The organism is Anaerobacillus sp. 63XJN7_4_ISO-PGPR-S23-413, from assembly GCF_056173725.1.
The window spans coordinates 2,696,875-2,714,002 of sequence record NZ_CM149688.1; the positions used below are offsets into that span (position 1 = coordinate 2,696,875).

Below are 17,128 nucleotides of genomic sequence, written 5' to 3' on the forward strand. Positions count from 1 at the left end.
GCTTATACCGAAGCATAAAAAAGGACAGAGAAAACCGCTTTAAGTAGCGCGGTTTCTCTGTCCCGTTGACCTGAAAGTTTCTCCTCACATTACGCGAGAATTACATCTTTGGCGGCTATAAAAGCTCTCTCCAGAGGTGCGTCTAGCAAGAGTCTTTTTGCCTGAGAGATTCACAAATTTGTTTGCTCCTTCGGCGCTGCATATAGCAGTCTCTCCTCTTGCTTTCATTCGCCTATTTTCAGTTTTAAGGTATTGGATTCTACTGATTGATTCATACTAATAGTGCTTTCGATTTCAATCCTACCACTACCATAGTGGCATTGGCAACAATCTTTTTAATAATGAAAGTATTTTAACTAATATATTAAACACGAACATTATTATACATTAATCATGTATCATTCGTAAATAACCTTTACCGAGAAAGGGTTTTCATTTTGAGAACAGAGTTGAAATTTGATCAAGAGTGGACAAACAACTTTCTGAAACAAATTGATGAAGACGGCCCCTGGGCTAACTGGGACCTTTTTAAACTGGCTATCGAAGCTGAGCATCATACAACCATCCCCACTTTCGCAGGCTTACAGGCGCCATCACATCTCCCTCATTTAACACCACATCCTTACCAGCTTGAAGCAGCTCGGCGAGTTGTAGAGGAAATGAACGGAAAAGCGATTCTAGCAGATGAAGTTGGCCTAGGAAAAACCATTGAAGCTGGTTTGATTATTAAAGAATATATGATTCGGGGTCTTGTCAAAAAAGTCCTGATCCTTGTTCCGGCATCATTAGTATCACAATGGGCTATTGAATTAAATCAAAAATTCTACATTCCAGCTGTAGTCCAGAGGAAAAGCTATGTATGGGATCAATGTGACGTTGTGGTTTCATCGATAGATACAGCTAAACGAGAGCCTCATCGCTCAATAGTTTATGAGCAGAACTACGACATGGTTATTATCGATGAAGCACATCGTCTAAAGAATAGTCGTACAAAAAATTATGAATTTGTACAGCACTTACCTAAAAAGTTCTGTCTGCTATTAACGGCTACCCCTGTTCAAAATCGTCTTGATGAAGTTTTTAACCTTGTATCTTTATTAAAACCAGGACATCTAGGAAGCTTGGAAAATTTCGAAAAAGACTACAATGGTAAAGAAAAAAAGGTCGAAGACGAAGAAAGACTTCGCGCTCTCATTCAAAAAGTGATGGTCAGAAACCGGCGTGAAGATACCGGAATGGACTGGCCAGAACGTATTGTTCAAACAGTACCTATTACTTTCTCACCTGAAGAAGATGAGCTTTATCGTTCAGTCGAAGCGCTAAAGAAACAGCCCATGGCTACGAGAAGTCAATTCTCGATCATCACTTTACTAAGAGAAATCTGTTCAAGCCGCGAAGCAGCATATATGACATTAAAAAAAATGCTTGATAAAGAACACCTTGACGACTCTTCTCAAACTCTCATTCAAATGTTAATTAAAAAAATTGAAGGAGTGCCAACGAATTCAAAAGCAGAAAAAGCCCTTGAATTGGTTCAATCAATCGAAGGTAAGGTCATTATTTTCACAGAATATCGAGCGACTCAGTTATATTTACAGTGGTTTTTAAAAGAACATGGAATTACTTCTGTCCCATTTAGGGGTGGATTTAAACGAGGGAAAAAAGACTGGATGAGAGAACTCTTCAAAAATCACGCAAAAGTCCTCATTGCAACAGAAGCAGGGGGAGAAGGAATCAATCTTCAATTCTGTCAGCACGTTATTAACTACGATCTACCTTGGAACCCAATGAGAATTGAGCAGCGCATCGGTAGAATACATCGGCTTGGGCAAGAAAGCGATGTGCACATTTATAATTTTGCTACGAAGCATACAGTTGAAGAGCATATCCTTACCCTCTTATATGAAAAAATTCAACTATTTGAAAGTGTTATTGGACAATTAGATGAGATTTTGACACGACTTGGTATGCGCGATATTGAAAAGCATATTTCTGATATACTTCTACACTCTGAAAGCGAAGGAGAAATCCGAATTAAGATGGAGAATATTAAAGAGCTTATCAATTATCAGAAGGAGGAGACAGATGCAACAAGAAAATATTCATAATTATCTGCGCTCGTATTTTCTAGCCAATGACTGCCAGATTCGAGAAGAAAAATCCGGCTATCTTGACGTCCAATTAACGATTGATCTTGATAAAGAACTAATGAACCGCCCTTTTTATTGGCACTATCTTGAGAAGACTGGTGGTACTCCTCGACCAATGACACTCACCCTAATTACAAACCAATCAAGCGATGAAAAAGGGGAGTTCGTTCACTTTGGTGCACCAAGACTACATCAAATTTTCTCATCTACTAAAAAGCTTGCGTCCTCTATCCGACTTTTTGAGGATGTGCAAACAAATTATCAACAACAATATTCTCTTCATCCATGGCTCTGCCTTAATATTAAAATATCTTATCAGTGTGATCGAAAGAAACACCGTCTCCTCTCCCTCGGTCTACACCTTGTAAGCGGAGCGGTTGTTGATGACTTTCACCAATTATTACTAACAAAGAAACTCACTCCTAAAATTCCAGATTATGCTTTTACAATAACGCCAATTATTAAACCCTCAAGCGGCTTGAAGAGACTTGAAGATGTGGTAGAAATGCTTATTTCACAGGAGGATTTAGAATGGGCAGAAGAAGCAAAAATGAGATGGGCCACTGATTTAAACCTTCTTGATCAATTTTATAACGGAAAAACCAATGATCAGAGCTATCAAGTTGAAAGAGATGCTCTTCGAAAACAATATGAGCCAACAATTACGGCAGAAATAATTAACGGGGGCATCTTTCATTTAGCACCAGGTATTGAGTCACATCCTTCCTAAACGAAGAATGTTAAAATTAGCGAATCCATACAAAAAAGCTCAGACGAGTCAGTCCGAGCTTTCATGTTTCTTTTTTTTAACAAACATTGAAATCGACATAGGGATAATGCCAAACCATCGAAACAAAAATGGTTGCTTTTTGGCTTTTTTGACAGCACGCTGTTGCTGCCTTTCCTCTTTTGGTTGATCAATATAAGACACAACTTGCTGAGTCATATATTTCACAAGATCATTTGATGACATCCTGATCACCCTTTAATAGTTGTCTTCTATTTTAAGGATGCCCATTTATTCTTTGTTTAACCAAGCAGGTTACATATTTCCTTTACAATTCCCCCTACTGAACGTTTCGTTGTGTCAATTTCATATTCAGCTTCACGATAGAGTGATAATCGCTCTTTGAATATCGTATGAACCTTATGTTCTAGATCCGCTCCAGCAAGTAAAGGCCTTGATGTATCACCTTCAAGTCGCTTTATGATTTCTTCTGGTTCACAATGTAAGTAAATCACCGTTCCATTTTGCTTCATAAATGTTCGATTTTCTTCTTTTAAAACAATCCCACCGCCTGTACTAATGATCACGTTTTCAGTTGGTAGATCTTTTAGAGAGGCTGATTCATACGTTCTAAAAGCAAATTCTCCTTCCTCTTCAAAAATGGCAGGAATGGTCTTGCCTTGCATTTTCGTAAGATGCTCATCTGTATCAACCGATTTCAGCGATAACGCTTGAGATAATTCCTCACCTATAGTTGTTTTGCCAGAGCCCATAAATCCTGTTAAATAGACCGCTCTCATGTTGAACCTTCACTCCATTCTACGACTTGCTTCATCATTTGATTGTATTGAAAAGACGCAGCTACGCGTATTCCATTATCCGTCGTTCCACTCAACGTAATTTGCAATACATCAGAAGAAGAATTAATCACAGCGCGAACTGTACCTTCATTGTACGTAAACGTTCTCTCCGCACTAGATCCCCCTGTTTTCTGTATATATGAAATTGTATCTTTCATACTAAGGACTAGCAAGGTCTGCTTCTTAATTTCTTCCTCTTCACGATCAAGAAAAACTCGCTCATTTTGTGTCACATTCCATAAATGAAAAACAAAACCAAGAAGCAGCGTACTAATCATCATCATCATAGCCGTCATATAACCTCTTTCATTAAGGTTTATGAGACATTTGAAATATAGCGCGCTTTTCTTTCTGTCCATCAGCAAGTTCCACCTCAACAATCACTCTTCCATCAGTTACTTCAAGAAATAACTCCCGAATGTTCTGTAATACAATTTCATGCCCAGCATTGTTTACTCTACGCCGAATAGACGATCCGTAGCGTTCGTATCGTATAGTTGTTCCGTTCTTCGACAACATCTCAATTCCGCCATTATGGATCTGAATTCGAGAAGATTCACGAACTTCTTTAGAAAACAAATGAAAGAACAATTGTGCTTCCTCATGCTGAAAATCTGCATTCACTTCTTGTAAAGAAGCGTTCATTATCAAAGGAAGCACACATACAATCGCAATGAGAATGGTCACAGTTAACATCAATTCTAGTAATGTGATTCCTTTTTCATTCATTATCTTGCGGTAAGCTTTTACATATCATTGATTCAGTTTTTACTCCGCTATCAAAAGAAACACACACTTTATCAACTATTACTAAAAAGGAAAATTTGGAGCCTTCAACGGTTTCGCTTGCAGGTAGAATTCTCCCCTCCAAGACCATTCCCCTCCAGTATTGATCAAGCAATATCACTGCAGTTTTTCGCACATGTATCACCTCTCGCTCTTCATAAAGATGGGAATAAATCGGTAATACACTTGAAGATAAGATCGTTAAGATAGAGAGACCCGTTAATGCATCAAGCAAAGAATATCCTTTACAACTTCTTAATATAGAAACGACCAGCTCCCACCTGCACCACAAGTTTATACTCCTCCTTGCCATCCTTTATATAAAGTGTTCCTGCTTTTTGAACGTTTCCATTCCCCCCAAACACAATTTGATACCCCATTGTTCCTTCATCAATCGTAATATGTTCTGGAATTTCATTCGACTTCACTACCGTAGATGCGGTGCCCTGTATACTATACGACCCTTTACTAGGTGAAATGGAAAATCGATACGAGGATTTATTTACATATGCAAGCTCCTGGGTATACCTTAGATCTGATTGGATGTCGTCTAGAAAATGTCGTGTGGAAGAAGCATTTTGTGTAGGGGAAATGTGTAGAAAGATCAGACATAGAAGAATTGATAAAACGGAGAGAACAATCATCATTTCTAGCATGGTGTAGCCAAAAGAATTTCTGAATTGCACACGAAAAAACATTAGTTAGCTAGCTTTACCTTCCCATCGGCGACGGTTAACTCTTCACCTCCAGGACAAGTTACTTCATCCATGTCTAGGTATTCTTCTGAAACAAGATCATTGATTGAAGTTGGATAGGATCCAAAATTCGCTTTATACGCCGCTACCTGTGTTTGGGCAACTTTTATTGTGGCCTCGCAGCTTTTCGCCTCAACAACCTCATTGTTTTTAGTTAATCCTGGCACCGCAATTAAAAGCAATATTGAAATGATCATAATAACAATCATCATTTCGATTAGCGTAAACCCTTTCTCATCTTTAATAAAACCTAACCATTTCCTTATTTTCATTTACAATCTCCCCTTTAAATATTTTGCAAATAATAAAACATGGGTAAAAGAATAGACATAAACATCAACATAACAACAAGACCAACACCGACAAAACTAACTGGTTGCAAAATCATAAATCCTTTTTTTACCAACTCCTCAAACCGTTCACCGATCACCTCCCCATATAAGATTAGCTCTCTTCCTAAATTCCCGCTTGCCTGGCCATGCATTAAAATTTCTTTGAATTCAGGAACATACAAACGTGGCTGATCAAATAAATCCTCTAATTTTTCACCACGCATTAATGATCGTGAAACACGTTCGGCTTCTTCTTGAAAAAACACAAAGTGAGATTGTTTCGTTAATAACGAGAAAGCTTCTGCAATTGAAAGACCGCTTTGAAGTAGGAGCCCCAGGTGAAGAGAGGTATGATGTGTCAGATAAAGAGGAATAAAAAAATGCACGAACGGAATTTTACTGTAGACAAGCATTTTGTGTACAGCTGAACTTTTCTTGTTTTTTATCAAAGTGGAAAGGTAAAGGACAATAGAAAGTAAAATTAAAACGACAAAAATAGCTGGAGTAAATCTAACGAGCGTCATAAAAAATCTTGAAATAAAAGGGAGTGGAACATCAAGGGAGTGGTAGAGCGTATTAAATTGAGGTAATAAATACTTTCCTACGACAAACAGCATGATCGCTGTCATCCAAAATAAAAAGATGGGGTAAGCAAGCGTACTTCTAAGTCGTTTTTGCCATTCACTTCGCGTTTTCATCAACTGACCGGATGCCGAAATACCGGTTGCAAAATCTCGCTGCTCAGACATATATAAATAGGATAAGATATCTGCTGGAAACTGAAAATCTGCTAAAACATCGTGAAAGGAATCACCACCCTTAAGTCTGATAATAATCATTTCAATATTTGATCGAATATGGTCGTTTTGATATAAGGCGTATACCTCCAAACATTTGGCAAGTGAGTATCCTTCCTCAAGCATCTTCCCTATACGACAAAGAAAATCCGCTTTACGGTCAAGCTTCCATTTGAATCGTTTCACGATTAAATAAACCCAACTCCTTCTCGACAGTCTCTTTTTGAATATAACCTAGGGCATATGCTCGAAGAATGTAATCTTTAATGGTGGATTGACCAGGGATCGATAAAAGATCTGGATGATCGAGGGCTTTTTGAAGATGAAGACCAGCGAGAATTTCAACGACAGCAAGTTTTCTTCGTGTTCTTCGTTTTAGACACTCTAGAGAGCATACTTGACAATAGGGACACTTTAGGGGTACGAGTCGTTGAGTGGCGACTCCTCTTAACGTTTGAGTAATATTATGAAGAGGAATACCAAACTCAAGTAATCTTGGAATGCACTCTAGCGTACTTCCAGTGTGTAGCGTTGAAACCACAAGATGCCCCGTCATGCTAGCTCGAATAGCGAGTTGGGCAGTTTGTTCATCTCTTATTTCCCCAACGACAAGAATATCTGGATCATGCCTGAGCCCAGCTTTGAAACCTTCATAATAAGATAGTCCAGCTTTCTCATTGACTTCCATTTGAATAAAATCAGGATTGCGCTTTTCGATGGGATCTTCAATTGTAAGAACTCGCCTATGCCGCTTAACGCTGAGAGTTTGAAGGAGGGAATACATCGTTGTAGTTTTTCCTGAACCTGTTGGTCCTGTAATCATAAATAAGCCACTGTTACAACTTACGATTTGGAGAAGTCGAGTTGCAGTTGAGGGGAAAAGAAAGAGTTCTTTAAAGGAGTGGGTTTCATCTTGCGGAAGGATACGAACGACAAGACTTTCGTGATAAGGGGTGGGAATCGTTGAGAGTCTTAAGTGGAGTTTTCTTGGATATAGAACCATATCCATGGCCCCATTTTGCGGGCGACGCTTCTCTCCAATATCCATACCACTGAGGAATTTAAAATGAGACAATAGCTTTTCTGCTACCGTCATAGGAAGCCAAAGCGCATCATAAAGTCGATTATCAACACGAAATTGAATCAACGCTCCTTTTTCTTTCGGATGAAAGTGTACATCTGAGGCCCCTACTTCCACCGCTTGCTTAATAATATCCTTTCCTTTTTCTTCAATGTTCAGCAAAAACACACCTTCCTTTCATATAAATTGACAGCAAAACCAGTCACGATTTTTAAATCGTAAAGAGAAGGATTCGCCAGGTAAATGGCAATTCCTTCTTAATAAAGAAATTTCTTTTTGACTAGCCCTCAATAATGATTTGGGGTTTATACTCAATATTCAATATCTAAATGACGCATCATTGAGAAAATCATGAACCTTTGTTTCAAATAATGCTTTTTCTTCAAGAAAAGGATAATGATTGCTTTGATCAAAAATAGCCAGTTGGGCATTTGGAATTCCATCTGCTATTTCTTCCGAAAATAATAAAGGACACTGGACGTCATGCTTCCCACATGCTATTAAAGTTGGGGCAGATATTATATTAAGTTGTTTCGTTACATCAAATTGGATGATTTCGCGGGCAAAAAAGTTCATCCGATTTGTTGCCATCTTTTTATTTATTCGTTTTGAAAAATAGTCTTGATATTTTTCTGGCAAATAAAGAGACAGCTTGGTTCTGTCTCTGGTGATCCTTTCCCGCTCATCATCACCAAGTCTCGAGTCTTTTAGTTTTTCTATGTAATGCTGCATGATGTGATAATTCTCATGCGCAGAGTTATATATACATGCTGACGACGAAGAACCATATTCTCTAGCTGCAGCTCCTACTATTATTATGGCTGTAAGCGAACGGGATGCATGAATTCCATATACACAACCAAGCATCCCTCCCGTAGAATGACCAGCGAATGTCCACTGTTTAACTCCAAGAGCTGATCTAACACTTTCAAGATCAAATACAGTCTCCAACATAAAATACTCATAAGGTGCGTTTACAGAATCTGAATGACCCGCATCCTTTAAATTAACTAAGTAGACTTTATGACTAGTCGTAAACGTATCTGCAAAATAGTCTCCGCTTTCATTAAATTGAGAGTACAGGTGCGTCACACATAATGGAGGACCGTTCCCTTTGATAAAAACTTCAAAAGTCCCTCGCTTTGTATTAATAAGCGTTTGTTTCCACATATAGACCACTCCCTTTACTTAGGTTGCGTGAATCCCGTCATCCTATAATAACCGCTGTTCCATAAGCTATAATTTCTGATGCGCTTGACATTACAGCTGAAGACTGAAGGCGAAAACCGACAATCGCATTTGCTCCCTTCCCCTCAGCATCTTTGACCATTCTTGCGATAGCTCTTTGCCGTGCTTCCGTCATCATTTCTGTATATTCTGTTATTTCTCCCCCTACTATTGTTCGAAGACTTGCTAGTATGTCTTTCCCTACGTGTTTGGATTGAACTGTGCTCCCACGAACATACCCAATAACTTCCTTGATCTCTTTCGTTGCTATCTCATCAGTAGTTACGATCATCATCACTTTTTTCTCCTCTCTCCATCGATCTTCGTTCTTTTATTAGTACAAGAATTAAAAATAAAAGTGAAAGAACATATGCCAACGCAACAATCGGCACCCAAACTTTCTGGATAAAGAACATTACTACAATAAGGAACTGAAATACAGAGGCGCTAATTATAAGGAAAATCTTAATTATGCTCTTCCCTTTCATTCTTCAATTACTACTTAAAGAATACCTTATTAGGATCTACTTTACTTCGTTTTCTCTGAAAATTTCGCCTTTATTAGTGAACATTTTTATTTTTCACTAATTAATTAAAAAAACTTTAACAAACTACAAAAAAGCGATACGCAGAAGTTTTCCGCATATCGCTGTGACATGGATTATGATGCTATCTTATTCAAATAAGCAGTAGGACATTCCTAAAACATACATTACTTATTATTATTTAAAGTGCTAACTCAGAAAAAAGATACCATTACAATTCGCACCTTCAATGTAAGTATAAGTTACTGATTCTCTGATCATACTATCAGAGAAATACATGATTGGGCTATAGCCAAGCGGTAAGGCAACGGATTTTGATTCCGTCATGCGCTGGTTCGAATCCAGCTAGCCCAGCCAATTTCTTATGAAACCACCGCGAGTTTTTTCTTTCGCTGTTTTAAGTTCTGAAGTCCTGATTTGTTATAGCCCACAATCAGTTTTTTTCCATTTGTTACGATAGGTCTTCTAAGAAGTTTTGGTTCGTTATGCATAAGCTCTAACATCTCTGTTATGGTTAAATCGTCAATTTCAACATTTAGCTTTTTAAAGGAGCTACTCCTTCTAGCTAGAATCTCTTCAATTCCGTCAGTAGAAAGAGTGATAATTTCTTTTAGCTCTTCAATGGAAGGTGTGTCTTTAAATAAGTGACGCTCCTCAAAATTAACGCCATTTTCTTTTAACCAGGCTTTTGTTTTTCTACATGAGGTACAACTTGGATAAGTGTAAAACAATAATTTATCTTCCAATTTAAATCCTCCCCGTTTCGTTTTCCGTTAATAACTAACATTACCCACATTATACAACACTTAAACAAATATTGTACAAGAAAAAGATTTGTATTTTTGTGAACGATTTGGGATAATAAATTGGAACCCTTTTCAAGGTTAAATAAGGAAAGTCATTATTTTGCCATGAGACTAGCATTTACTTTTCTACAGAACCTCATATATAATACGATATGTATGAGGAATGAACGAGCAAGGGAGGAACTTTTATGCCTAGAATGTACCGAGTTTTAGCTTTCTGGACCGGCATTTTCTCACTAATGGGCTTTGTTGGTGAGATGCCAGTATTGGGATTGCTGTTCCTTGGCCAGGCCGGCATGTTTTTAGCGTTAAGTTATTTAAACTTAACAGAACGTACTTATCTGTATATTTTTGGTGTATACTTAACTTTATTTATGGTCGGTTTTTCATACTGGTCAGTGTTCATGATGACGCCTGGATCAGGCGGACATTAATTCGAACGAAAAAAGACGATGCTCATGCATCGTCTTTTTTTCTTTGGCGCTTTTCTTGAATCATGACAAGAAACTGATTTGATTCTGCTAACCATCTAATTGCTCGATTTTGTTTTTGTTCATTAGAAAACGGTTTATCTGGATTGACTTGCTTAATAAAGCTTAATAGATCATGCTTCAAAAGAAACTGTCCCTGCGGCAAGCACTCAAGCCATTCTAGTCCATTTTCTATTCCAATCTTTTCAATTGCATCAATAGAAACATGGGTGGTTAAATCCATTTCCCCTGGATACTGAAGAACATCTTCCATTAATTGGTGTTTCCTGTACCCGCGCAGACTCCCCCTTTTCCTTGCAGGATGTTGCCATTCCTCGTTCGTGTAGCCGTAGTCAATTGTATAAACTTTCCCCTCGGAAATCCATTCACCAGTCTTATAAAGCCAATCGCTCATGATCAAGGGTACTTCAAAGCGTTGATTTTCCGCAAGAACAACGTCATGATGATTTAACCATTTGATTAGCTTTGCATCTGTACAAGGTTTGTAGATCTCCCTAAAAGAACCACGATGATCTATTCCCACACATACTTCCCACAATTGATTTTGAAATTTCTCTACAACCCGAACAGGAAAAGCATCTAACAGTTCATTGGATAAAAGAATACCGTTTAATATAGGTACGTCATTCTTTATTTCAGAAAGTGAAGCATACATTCTCACGTTAAGCTCGTGCACCTTTTCTTTAATTAGACGACGATGGTATTGACTTGCTTCTATCACACAATAAGTTAGTTGATGAAAAAGTGCCTGGTCTTTTTGTTTCACTTCATCAAGAAAGGAGGCAATGAAGTTCCCATCACCAGACCCTGCATCAACAATGAAAGGTTCAAGATTATGCTTGTGAATATCGGCAATCAGAACCCGAGCCATAACTCTAGGAAAAATATCATGAACACTTGTAGATGTATAGAAATCACCGTTTCGACCTGTTTTAGGTTGATTTACCTGGTAATAGCCATACCGCTCATGATAAAGAGACAGCTTCATAAATTTCTCGAACGATATAGCGCCTCCAGGACTACGCTCGATCTCCTTCATGATTTCATCCCTTAAAGACGTCATTTATAAAGAAAATCCATTTAGAAACGGATTCTCTGCCATCTCCACTTCTATTGTCGTAGACGGTCCATGACCAGAGGCTACAATCGTTTCTTCTGGTAATACTAGAAGGCGGTTATGTATACTGTTCAGCAGCTGCTTTTGATTTCCACCAGGAAGATCAGTTCTTCCTACGCTACCTGCAAAAAGGGCATCACCTGAAAAGACTAGATTAACGTCTTTAAAATAAAATGAGACGCTACCAGGTGAATGTCCTGGCGTTTCAAATACCTCAAATTGAAACGGTCCGATTGTCATTTTCCCTTCACTTTCAATTAAATGATCAGCCGGCTTACCTTCAATATTATCAACTACCGGAAACAGCTTAGAGCCATTTAAAGAAGCATCTGAAAGCCATTTTTCCTCATAAATATGTAAGTAAACTGGGATTTGATACGTTTCTCTTATCAGATCCACCGCTCCAATATGATCGAAATGAGCATGAGTTAAAAGAATAGCGATTGGTTTTAGTTCTAGCTTTTCCACTTTCCTTTTGATTCGACCACCTTCAGCTCCCGGATCAATGATAAGAGCCTCATTTTGCTCATTCCATAAGAATCCTGCGTTTGCTTGCACCGGCCCAACAGCCATTTGTTTCCATTCCATTGTCATCGCCTCCATTGAAAGATTATGTTTCTTATTCTACACTATACAAAAGGTTGTACAAAAGGAGATGTTTATGTTGAAAAACATGTATGGCGTAGAAATGAATCCCCCAAATAATAAACTACCTGGCTTCATGGCCCAGATAGTGAAAAAGACAGCCGAACTTGCAAAAGTGTTTGATCGAGATAAACAGCTCGTTATTCTAAATGATCGTGAAGAAGCTGTTGCTCTTCAGGAATACTACATTTCCAAAAATATATTTCAAGACTTCTACCCACTTCTATACCTTTCTCCAAACACAGAAATAACTCCCTCTTTTTCAGATTATGGGTTTGTTTCTCAAAACAATGAGTATTTTCTTTATAAAAAGATGGTCTCCTGCTTTACTATAAGGAACGGAGAGCAGCCGCAAATCGAAATGGCGATTCTTCAAATGGAAGAGCATTTGATTTGCAAAGAGGGTGAACTCTTTTTTGTTGATCATATGTCCATTGAACTAATGGAGGGTATTGCTCGAGCTTATAACATTGAACTTACATTTTTGGATGAATAACACCTCGACAAACGAAAAGAAAACGGTTAAAATAAGAAAGGACTTATCGTACATACCACGCAAGTTAGAAAAATTTATGATTTAACCATGCAACAGCTATTTTACGGGTATACTGATAAAGAGTGCATGGATAGGGAGGTATTCCAAATGGGGTTAGCAATTATTTTTGCAATCGTTACGTTATTTTGCGTATGGGGCGTATTCCGTTCTCTTCGTGAAAAGAACTTTATGGGCCTTGCCTTTGCAGGATTAACAGTGCTTGTATTCGGCGCCTTTACCGTTGCCACAATGATCGATATACTTTTCGGATCTGGGGGCGGCGGAGGCCACTAAAAAAACAGCCATTTAGGCTGTTTTTTTATTTCGAAGAAAAATGAAAAGAATAATTTTATGAATCTGTCACAGCATAGCAAAACAACCAGTAATCAACTAAATGATGACAGGCACTTATTCTAAGTGCCTGTTTACCGAATCAAGTTTATCATCCATCTTAACCTTTTTATCACGACGATCATCTATACGAAGGTTAGTAGCGACACGCTCTATCCCCGCTTGAAAAGGTGCCTCATGTATGGCATGGACCACCTCGAGAAGATCTGCTATTTCCCCTTCAATAAGAGTGCTCATTGGTGTTAACCTATAAGTAACTCGATCTGAATAAGATTCAAGAATCTTCTGTACCTCAGCTACATATTTGCTGACACTAGGAGTTTCTGTACCAATCGGAATAACCGTAACGTCTACAATTGCCATTATTTATTTCCTCCTTTGACTTCTAATAACTGCATCTTTCGATTATAGAAAAAGCGGTATGTAACTAACGATATAATCATCGCACATATGGAAACGGATGAGAAGATGCTTATCGATATTACAATTTGATATCGTATAGCTTCAATGGGCGAAGCGCCACCTAGAATAAGTCCTGTCATCATACCGGGCAATTGTACAAGACCAATCGTTTTTAATCCATCTACGTTAGGGATCATAGCCGCACGAATTGTTTTCCTTATGATCATTTGAGAAGCTTGTGACGAATTTGCCCCAAGTGACAACGCTGCAAGAATTTTCCCTTTGCTATCATGAAACTCATTTTTCATTCTCTCGAATGCTAGACCTGTTGCAACCATACTATTACCAATAATCATTCCACTCATTGGAATGACTTGTTCTGATTTAAATGGAATGATATCAAAAATAATCCATAGTGAGAGAACAAACACTTCAATCAATATGAGAGAACAAAGAGATAGCAGAAAGGCATAGGGTATACCCTTTCCTCTTTTGGCAGCTTGTAGAGAAGCAATGACCAGCATAACCGCTACCCAAAGACCTATTCCCTGCCAATCACGCATTGAAAACAAAAAAGTAAGAATGTAGCCTATAAAAAATAATTGAACTACCCCACGTAAGGAAGACCAAATCGCGGATTTGCCAATTCCTAGTGAAAATAAATAAGAAAGAGACACGGGGATCATGACAAAGAGAATCATCGTTAATAAAGATAGACTTGATATTTCAGTCATTGGTTATCCTTCCAAAAAGTGCTTTAAAGCATCTGATTTAGGCGATTGAAACAATTTTTTCGTTTCTCCTTGTTCTTCAATCTTTCCTTCATTCATAAAGAGAGTATATGAACCAAGCCTCTTCGCCTGCTTTAGATCATGTGTAATCATTAGAATCGTTTTCCCTTCTTCATTCACAAGTGTATGTAACAATTCTTCCATCCAATCAACTGTACGCATATCAAGCGCACTAGTCACCTCGTCTAATAACAACACCTCAGGATTATTAGCAAGCGTTCTCGCAAATGCCACTCTTTGCTCTTCACCACCAGATAAATTTTCCACATCTTTTGTTAAAAAATCGCGAGGTAATTGAACTTTCTCTAATAGTTGAATGCCCATTTTTTCATTCCATTTCTTTTCTAGAAGCGGTCCAAACTTTAAATTATCTTCAATTGTTCCATTAAATAGGTGAGCCTGTTGAAAGACCATCCCAATATTTCGACGTAGCTTATTGATTGAAAATTCATCTAGCTTCTTTCCTTTAAAGAGAATTTCACCTCTATCAGGATCCTCTAATCGGTTCAGCAACATCAATAAGCTACTTTTTCCAGCGCCTGAAGGGCCGATGATCGTTGTTAATGATCCTTCTAGCATATCAAAATGAATATCTGACACACGTTCATTATTCACATTTTTCACTTCAATTATTTTATTCATGAGACGACCTTTCCTTACTGTAAATTAACACCATTATTCTATCATGCATTGATGACCTATGATACGAAAGTGCCTTTCGTGTATAGCTTATGTATTTTCGACCTTCTCATCCTAAAAGACAACCCCAAATAAAAAACTCTGCGCAGTGCAGAGCTATTGTTTCATTCCACTTATTAGCTTTTGCCTATGCGCAGAGTGGTTCGTAGGTCCAATTCCATTACCTATAGAAAGAGAATTCGCAATGGCTGCTGTAATAAATTCTTTTGCAGTTGAGACCGCCTCTTGTATTGTTCGTCCTTTCGCAAGCTCTGCAGCGATGCAAGCAGAGAAGGTACATCCCGTTCCATGAGTATGTTTTGTATCAATTCGTTTAGACTCATAGTGATAAAAACGTTGGTTCGCATACAAAACATCTATAGAAGTTTCTCCATCCATATGTCCGCCTTTAACAAGGACAGCCTTTGCACCAAAGTCCTGTAATGCCGCTGCAGCTTCTTCCATTTCTCGAACTGAAGTAATTGAGTCGCCACCTAATAACTCCGAAGCTTCAGGAATATTTGGTGTAATAATAGTACCAAGAGGAATGAGTTCTTCCTTCATGGCACGAATCGCCTCTTTTTGAAGGAGTGATGCTCCTCCCTTTGCAATCATAACAGGATCAATCACAAGGTTTGGCACCTGGTATTCTCTTATCTTCTTAGCAACGCCCAAAATAATATCACTAGAGAAAAGCATACCAGTTTTCACAGCATCTGTTCCAATATCCGATAGCACAGCATCTAACTGAGATTGAACCGCTTCTATAGATTGGGGATAAACATTGTGAACCCCTAGAGTATTTTGAGCTGTAAGTGCCGTTATGGCACTCATCCCAAACACTTCACGCTCTTGAAATGTTTTTAAATCGGCCTGAATACCAGCTCCTCCTCCACTATCAGATCCAGCTATCGTAAGTGCTTTACGCATAAAACTCACTCCTTCATTATATAACCTGGAAACGATCAGGTCGAAATTGACCGAGCCCTATTTCACTAACACTTCCATCGATTTCATTTGCTACAATTTTTGCTGTAACAGGACTAAGTAAGATTCCGTTCCGATAATGACCAGTGGCTAAAATAACCTTAGGTTTATGATCTAGCTTTCCGATAATAGGAAAGCCATCTTGAGTAGCAGGTCTTAACCCCGCCCACTTATGAAATGGATTTTTCTGCTGTAAGGCAGGCATCACTTGCTTACTCCATTTCTCAAGTCTTCCTACACCATGTTCTGTAACAGATGTATCAAAACCAGCGATGTCCTCCGAAGCACCAGCAACAACTGATCCATTTGCTTTCGCTACAAGATAGCCTTGACTTGTAAAAATAATGTGATTGAGAGATGGGGCTTCATATGCGCAAATTTGTCCTCGTATTGGATAAATGGGCAACGTCAAACCAAGTGCTTCCTCCCAGTACATAGACCATGCTCCTGCAGCAAGAACAACTCGATCGCTTTCGATCCGTTGACCTTTTACCACAACGTTATTCTCTTCAAACGTCGCCTCTCCCGCATTCTCTATCACCCGAACACCTAACTTGCGACAAGCATCTAAAAGCGCTGAGACGTAGCCAGGAGCATAAATATGTGACTCTTCTGGACACCATAATGCTGCAACAACATCTTGAGAAAGGCCTGGCTCTTTCTCTCTTACTTCGTCAGCATTTAATATTGTAGATTCGACGTTAAACTTACGTTGCCAGGCCTGCTTTGTCTCAAGAGACAGCCGATCAGCCTCATGAAAGATACAATAAAGACTGCCGCTCTCGCTATATTCAAAATCAACATCTGAATTCTGTTTGATTTCTTCCTGCCATTTCGGGAAAAGCTTTAAACTATGTTGGCAAAGCCTGAAAAAATCATCTGGATCTTCTTCAATTTCCGAATAAGGCGCAAGCATGCCTGCAGCTGCACCTGAAGCTTGCCCCCCACACTTATGAGCTTCTACTACAGTCGTTTCATGTCCCCTCGTACGGCATTCATAGGCAATGGAGAGACCAATCACTCCGCCTCCTACAATCGTAATGTTAGCCATGATCGCCCTCCTTC

The 17,128-nt window shown here is 38.6% G+C and carries 23 protein-coding genes, 1 tRNA gene and 1 riboswitch; of the genes, 6 read left to right on the forward strand and 18 right to left on the reverse strand.

The features are described 5' to 3' along the window. Window positions 1-139: 139 nt before the first annotated feature. A riboswitch (glycine riboswitch) is annotated at window positions 140-228 on the reverse strand. A gap of 209 nt (window positions 229-437) precedes the next feature. Together AC0VYO_RS14255 and AC0VYO_RS14260 are read left to right on the forward strand one after the other, a co-directional pair. Then, window positions 438-2,108, forward strand: coding sequence for a DEAD/DEAH box helicase (locus AC0VYO_RS14255; protein ID WP_475367739.1), 1,671 nt, complete (start codon window positions 438-440; stop codon window positions 2,106-2,108). Next, entirely contained in the window at window positions 2,086-2,880 is a 795-nt protein-coding gene (locus AC0VYO_RS14260) for a YqhG family protein (protein WP_194222135.1), read from the forward strand. The genes AC0VYO_RS14255 and AC0VYO_RS14260 overlap by 23 nt, the downstream gene beginning before the upstream one ends. Window positions 2,881-2,928: 48 nt before the next feature. Here the strand turns inward: AC0VYO_RS14260 and AC0VYO_RS14265 are convergent, their stop codons facing one another. The 10 genes from AC0VYO_RS14265 to AC0VYO_RS14310 all read right to left on the reverse strand — a co-directional run bounded on the left by AC0VYO_RS14265 (window position 2,929) and on the right by AC0VYO_RS14310 (window position 9,010). Next, window positions 2,929-3,123 (reverse strand): YqzE family protein, encoded by a 195-nt coding sequence (locus AC0VYO_RS14265; RefSeq protein ID WP_194222136.1) that lies wholly within the window; start codon window positions 3,121-3,123, stop codon window positions 2,929-2,931. A gap of 56 nt (window positions 3,124-3,179) precedes the next feature. Then, window positions 3,180-3,677: a shikimate kinase gene (locus tag AC0VYO_RS14270; RefSeq protein WP_194222137.1), complete on the reverse strand. Its 498-nt coding sequence runs from the start codon at window positions 3,675-3,677 to the stop codon at window positions 3,180-3,182. Further along, the gene (gene comGG / locus AC0VYO_RS14275) at window positions 3,674-4,096 is read right to left on the reverse strand and encodes a competence type IV pilus minor pilin ComGG (RefSeq protein ID WP_475367740.1); all 423 of its coding nucleotides are present in this window, start codon (window positions 4,094-4,096) and stop codon (window positions 3,674-3,676) included. Before comGG ends, AC0VYO_RS14270 begins: the two co-directional genes overlap by 4 nt. Then, window positions 4,047-4,466 carry a ComGF family competence protein gene (locus AC0VYO_RS14280; RefSeq protein ID WP_194222139.1) on the reverse strand — a complete coding sequence of 140 codons (420 nt, stop codon included), beginning with the start codon at window positions 4,464-4,466 and terminating at the stop codon, window positions 4,047-4,049. The genes comGG and AC0VYO_RS14280 overlap by 50 nt, the downstream gene beginning before the upstream one ends. A 302-nt stretch (window positions 4,467-4,768) precedes the next feature. Continuing rightward, on the reverse strand, window positions 4,769-5,209 hold the full coding sequence (gene comGD / locus AC0VYO_RS14285) for a competence type IV pilus minor pilin ComGD (RefSeq protein WP_475367741.1): 441 nt from the start codon (window positions 5,207-5,209) through the stop codon (window positions 4,769-4,771). A gap of 11 nt (window positions 5,210-5,220) precedes the next feature. Further along, complete coding sequence (comGC, locus tag AC0VYO_RS14290; protein WP_194222141.1) at window positions 5,221-5,550, reverse strand: competence type IV pilus major pilin ComGC; 330 nt, start codon at window positions 5,548-5,550, stop codon at window positions 5,221-5,223. Between the two features lie 14 nt (window positions 5,551-5,564). After that, a complete protein-coding gene (gene comGB, locus AC0VYO_RS14295; protein ID WP_475367742.1) occupies window positions 5,565-6,593 on the reverse strand; it encodes a competence type IV pilus assembly protein ComGB in 1,029 nt (342 codons plus the stop codon). Further along, window positions 6,568-7,650, reverse strand: coding sequence for a competence type IV pilus ATPase ComGA (gene comGA, locus AC0VYO_RS14300; RefSeq protein ID WP_430244324.1), 1,083 nt, complete (start codon window positions 7,648-7,650; stop codon window positions 6,568-6,570). Before comGA ends, comGB begins: the two co-directional genes overlap by 26 nt. Window positions 7,651-7,806: 156 nt before the next feature. Continuing rightward, window positions 7,807-8,658: an alpha/beta fold hydrolase gene (locus AC0VYO_RS14305; protein ID WP_430244322.1), complete on the reverse strand. Its 852-nt coding sequence runs from the start codon at window positions 8,656-8,658 to the stop codon at window positions 7,807-7,809. Window positions 8,659-8,695: 37 nt separating this feature from the next. Next, a complete protein-coding gene (locus tag AC0VYO_RS14310; RefSeq protein WP_194222145.1) occupies window positions 8,696-9,010 on the reverse strand; it encodes a YbjQ family protein in 315 nt (104 codons plus the stop codon). 532 nt (window positions 9,011-9,542) lie between these two features. Here AC0VYO_RS14310 and AC0VYO_RS14315 point away from each other — a divergent pair. Beyond that, a tRNA-Gln gene (locus AC0VYO_RS14315) sits at window positions 9,543-9,617 on the forward strand. Window positions 9,618-9,622: 5 nt separating this feature from the next. Here AC0VYO_RS14315 and AC0VYO_RS14320 read toward each other — a convergent pair. Beyond that, window positions 9,623-10,006: a Spx/MgsR family RNA polymerase-binding regulatory protein gene (locus AC0VYO_RS14320; RefSeq protein WP_194222147.1), complete on the reverse strand. Its 384-nt coding sequence runs from the start codon at window positions 10,004-10,006 to the stop codon at window positions 9,623-9,625. A gap of 248 nt (window positions 10,007-10,254) precedes the next feature. Here AC0VYO_RS14320 and AC0VYO_RS14325 point away from each other — a divergent pair, with 248 nt between their 5' ends. After that, the gene (locus AC0VYO_RS14325; protein ID WP_098444207.1) at window positions 10,255-10,500 is read left to right on the forward strand and encodes a DUF2626 domain-containing protein; all 246 of its coding nucleotides are present in this window, start codon (window positions 10,255-10,257) and stop codon (window positions 10,498-10,500) included. Between the two features lie 22 nt (window positions 10,501-10,522). Here AC0VYO_RS14325 and AC0VYO_RS14330 read toward each other — a convergent pair whose 3' ends face one another. Further along, on the reverse strand, window positions 10,523-11,596 hold the full coding sequence (locus AC0VYO_RS14330; RefSeq protein WP_475367743.1) for an SAM-dependent methyltransferase: 1,074 nt from the start codon (window positions 11,594-11,596) through the stop codon (window positions 10,523-10,525). Window positions 11,597-11,620: 24 nt separating this feature from the next. Next, the gene (locus AC0VYO_RS14335) at window positions 11,621-12,262 is read right to left on the reverse strand and encodes an MBL fold metallo-hydrolase (RefSeq protein WP_475367744.1); all 642 of its coding nucleotides are present in this window, start codon (window positions 12,260-12,262) and stop codon (window positions 11,621-11,623) included. A 73-nt stretch (window positions 12,263-12,335) separates the two neighbouring features. Between AC0VYO_RS14335 and AC0VYO_RS14340 the strand changes: the two genes are divergently transcribed. Continuing rightward, entirely contained in the window at window positions 12,336-12,815 is a 480-nt protein-coding gene (locus AC0VYO_RS14340) for a hypothetical protein (protein ID WP_475367745.1), read from the forward strand. Window positions 12,816-12,962: 147 nt separating this feature from the next. Then, complete coding sequence (locus tag AC0VYO_RS14345) at window positions 12,963-13,148, forward strand: DUF2759 domain-containing protein (protein WP_098444211.1); 186 nt, start codon at window positions 12,963-12,965, stop codon at window positions 13,146-13,148. 114 nt (window positions 13,149-13,262) lie between these two features. Here AC0VYO_RS14345 and AC0VYO_RS14350 read toward each other — a convergent pair whose 3' ends face one another. The 5 genes from AC0VYO_RS14350 to thiO form a co-directional block, all read right to left on the reverse strand. After that, complete coding sequence (locus AC0VYO_RS14350; RefSeq protein WP_194222151.1) at window positions 13,263-13,568, reverse strand: MTH1187 family thiamine-binding protein; 306 nt, start codon at window positions 13,566-13,568, stop codon at window positions 13,263-13,265. Continuing rightward, a complete protein-coding gene (locus AC0VYO_RS14355) occupies window positions 13,568-14,341 on the reverse strand; it encodes an ABC transporter permease (protein WP_475367746.1) in 774 nt (257 codons plus the stop codon). Before AC0VYO_RS14355 ends, AC0VYO_RS14350 begins: the two co-directional genes overlap by 1 nt. Before the next feature lie 3 nt (window positions 14,342-14,344). Continuing rightward, window positions 14,345-15,040: an ATP-binding cassette domain-containing protein gene (locus AC0VYO_RS14360; protein ID WP_475367747.1), complete on the reverse strand. Its 696-nt coding sequence runs from the start codon at window positions 15,038-15,040 to the stop codon at window positions 14,345-14,347. Window positions 15,041-15,193: 153 nt separating this feature from the next. After that, window positions 15,194-16,006 (reverse strand): bifunctional hydroxymethylpyrimidine kinase/phosphomethylpyrimidine kinase, encoded by an 813-nt coding sequence (gene thiD / locus AC0VYO_RS14365; RefSeq protein WP_194222154.1) that lies wholly within the window; start codon window positions 16,004-16,006, stop codon window positions 15,194-15,196. Between the two features lie 16 nt (window positions 16,007-16,022). Continuing rightward, window positions 16,023-17,114: a glycine oxidase ThiO gene (gene thiO, locus AC0VYO_RS14370; protein ID WP_475367748.1), complete on the reverse strand. Its 1,092-nt coding sequence runs from the start codon at window positions 17,112-17,114 to the stop codon at window positions 16,023-16,025. Between the last annotated feature and the right edge of the window lie 14 nt (window positions 17,115-17,128).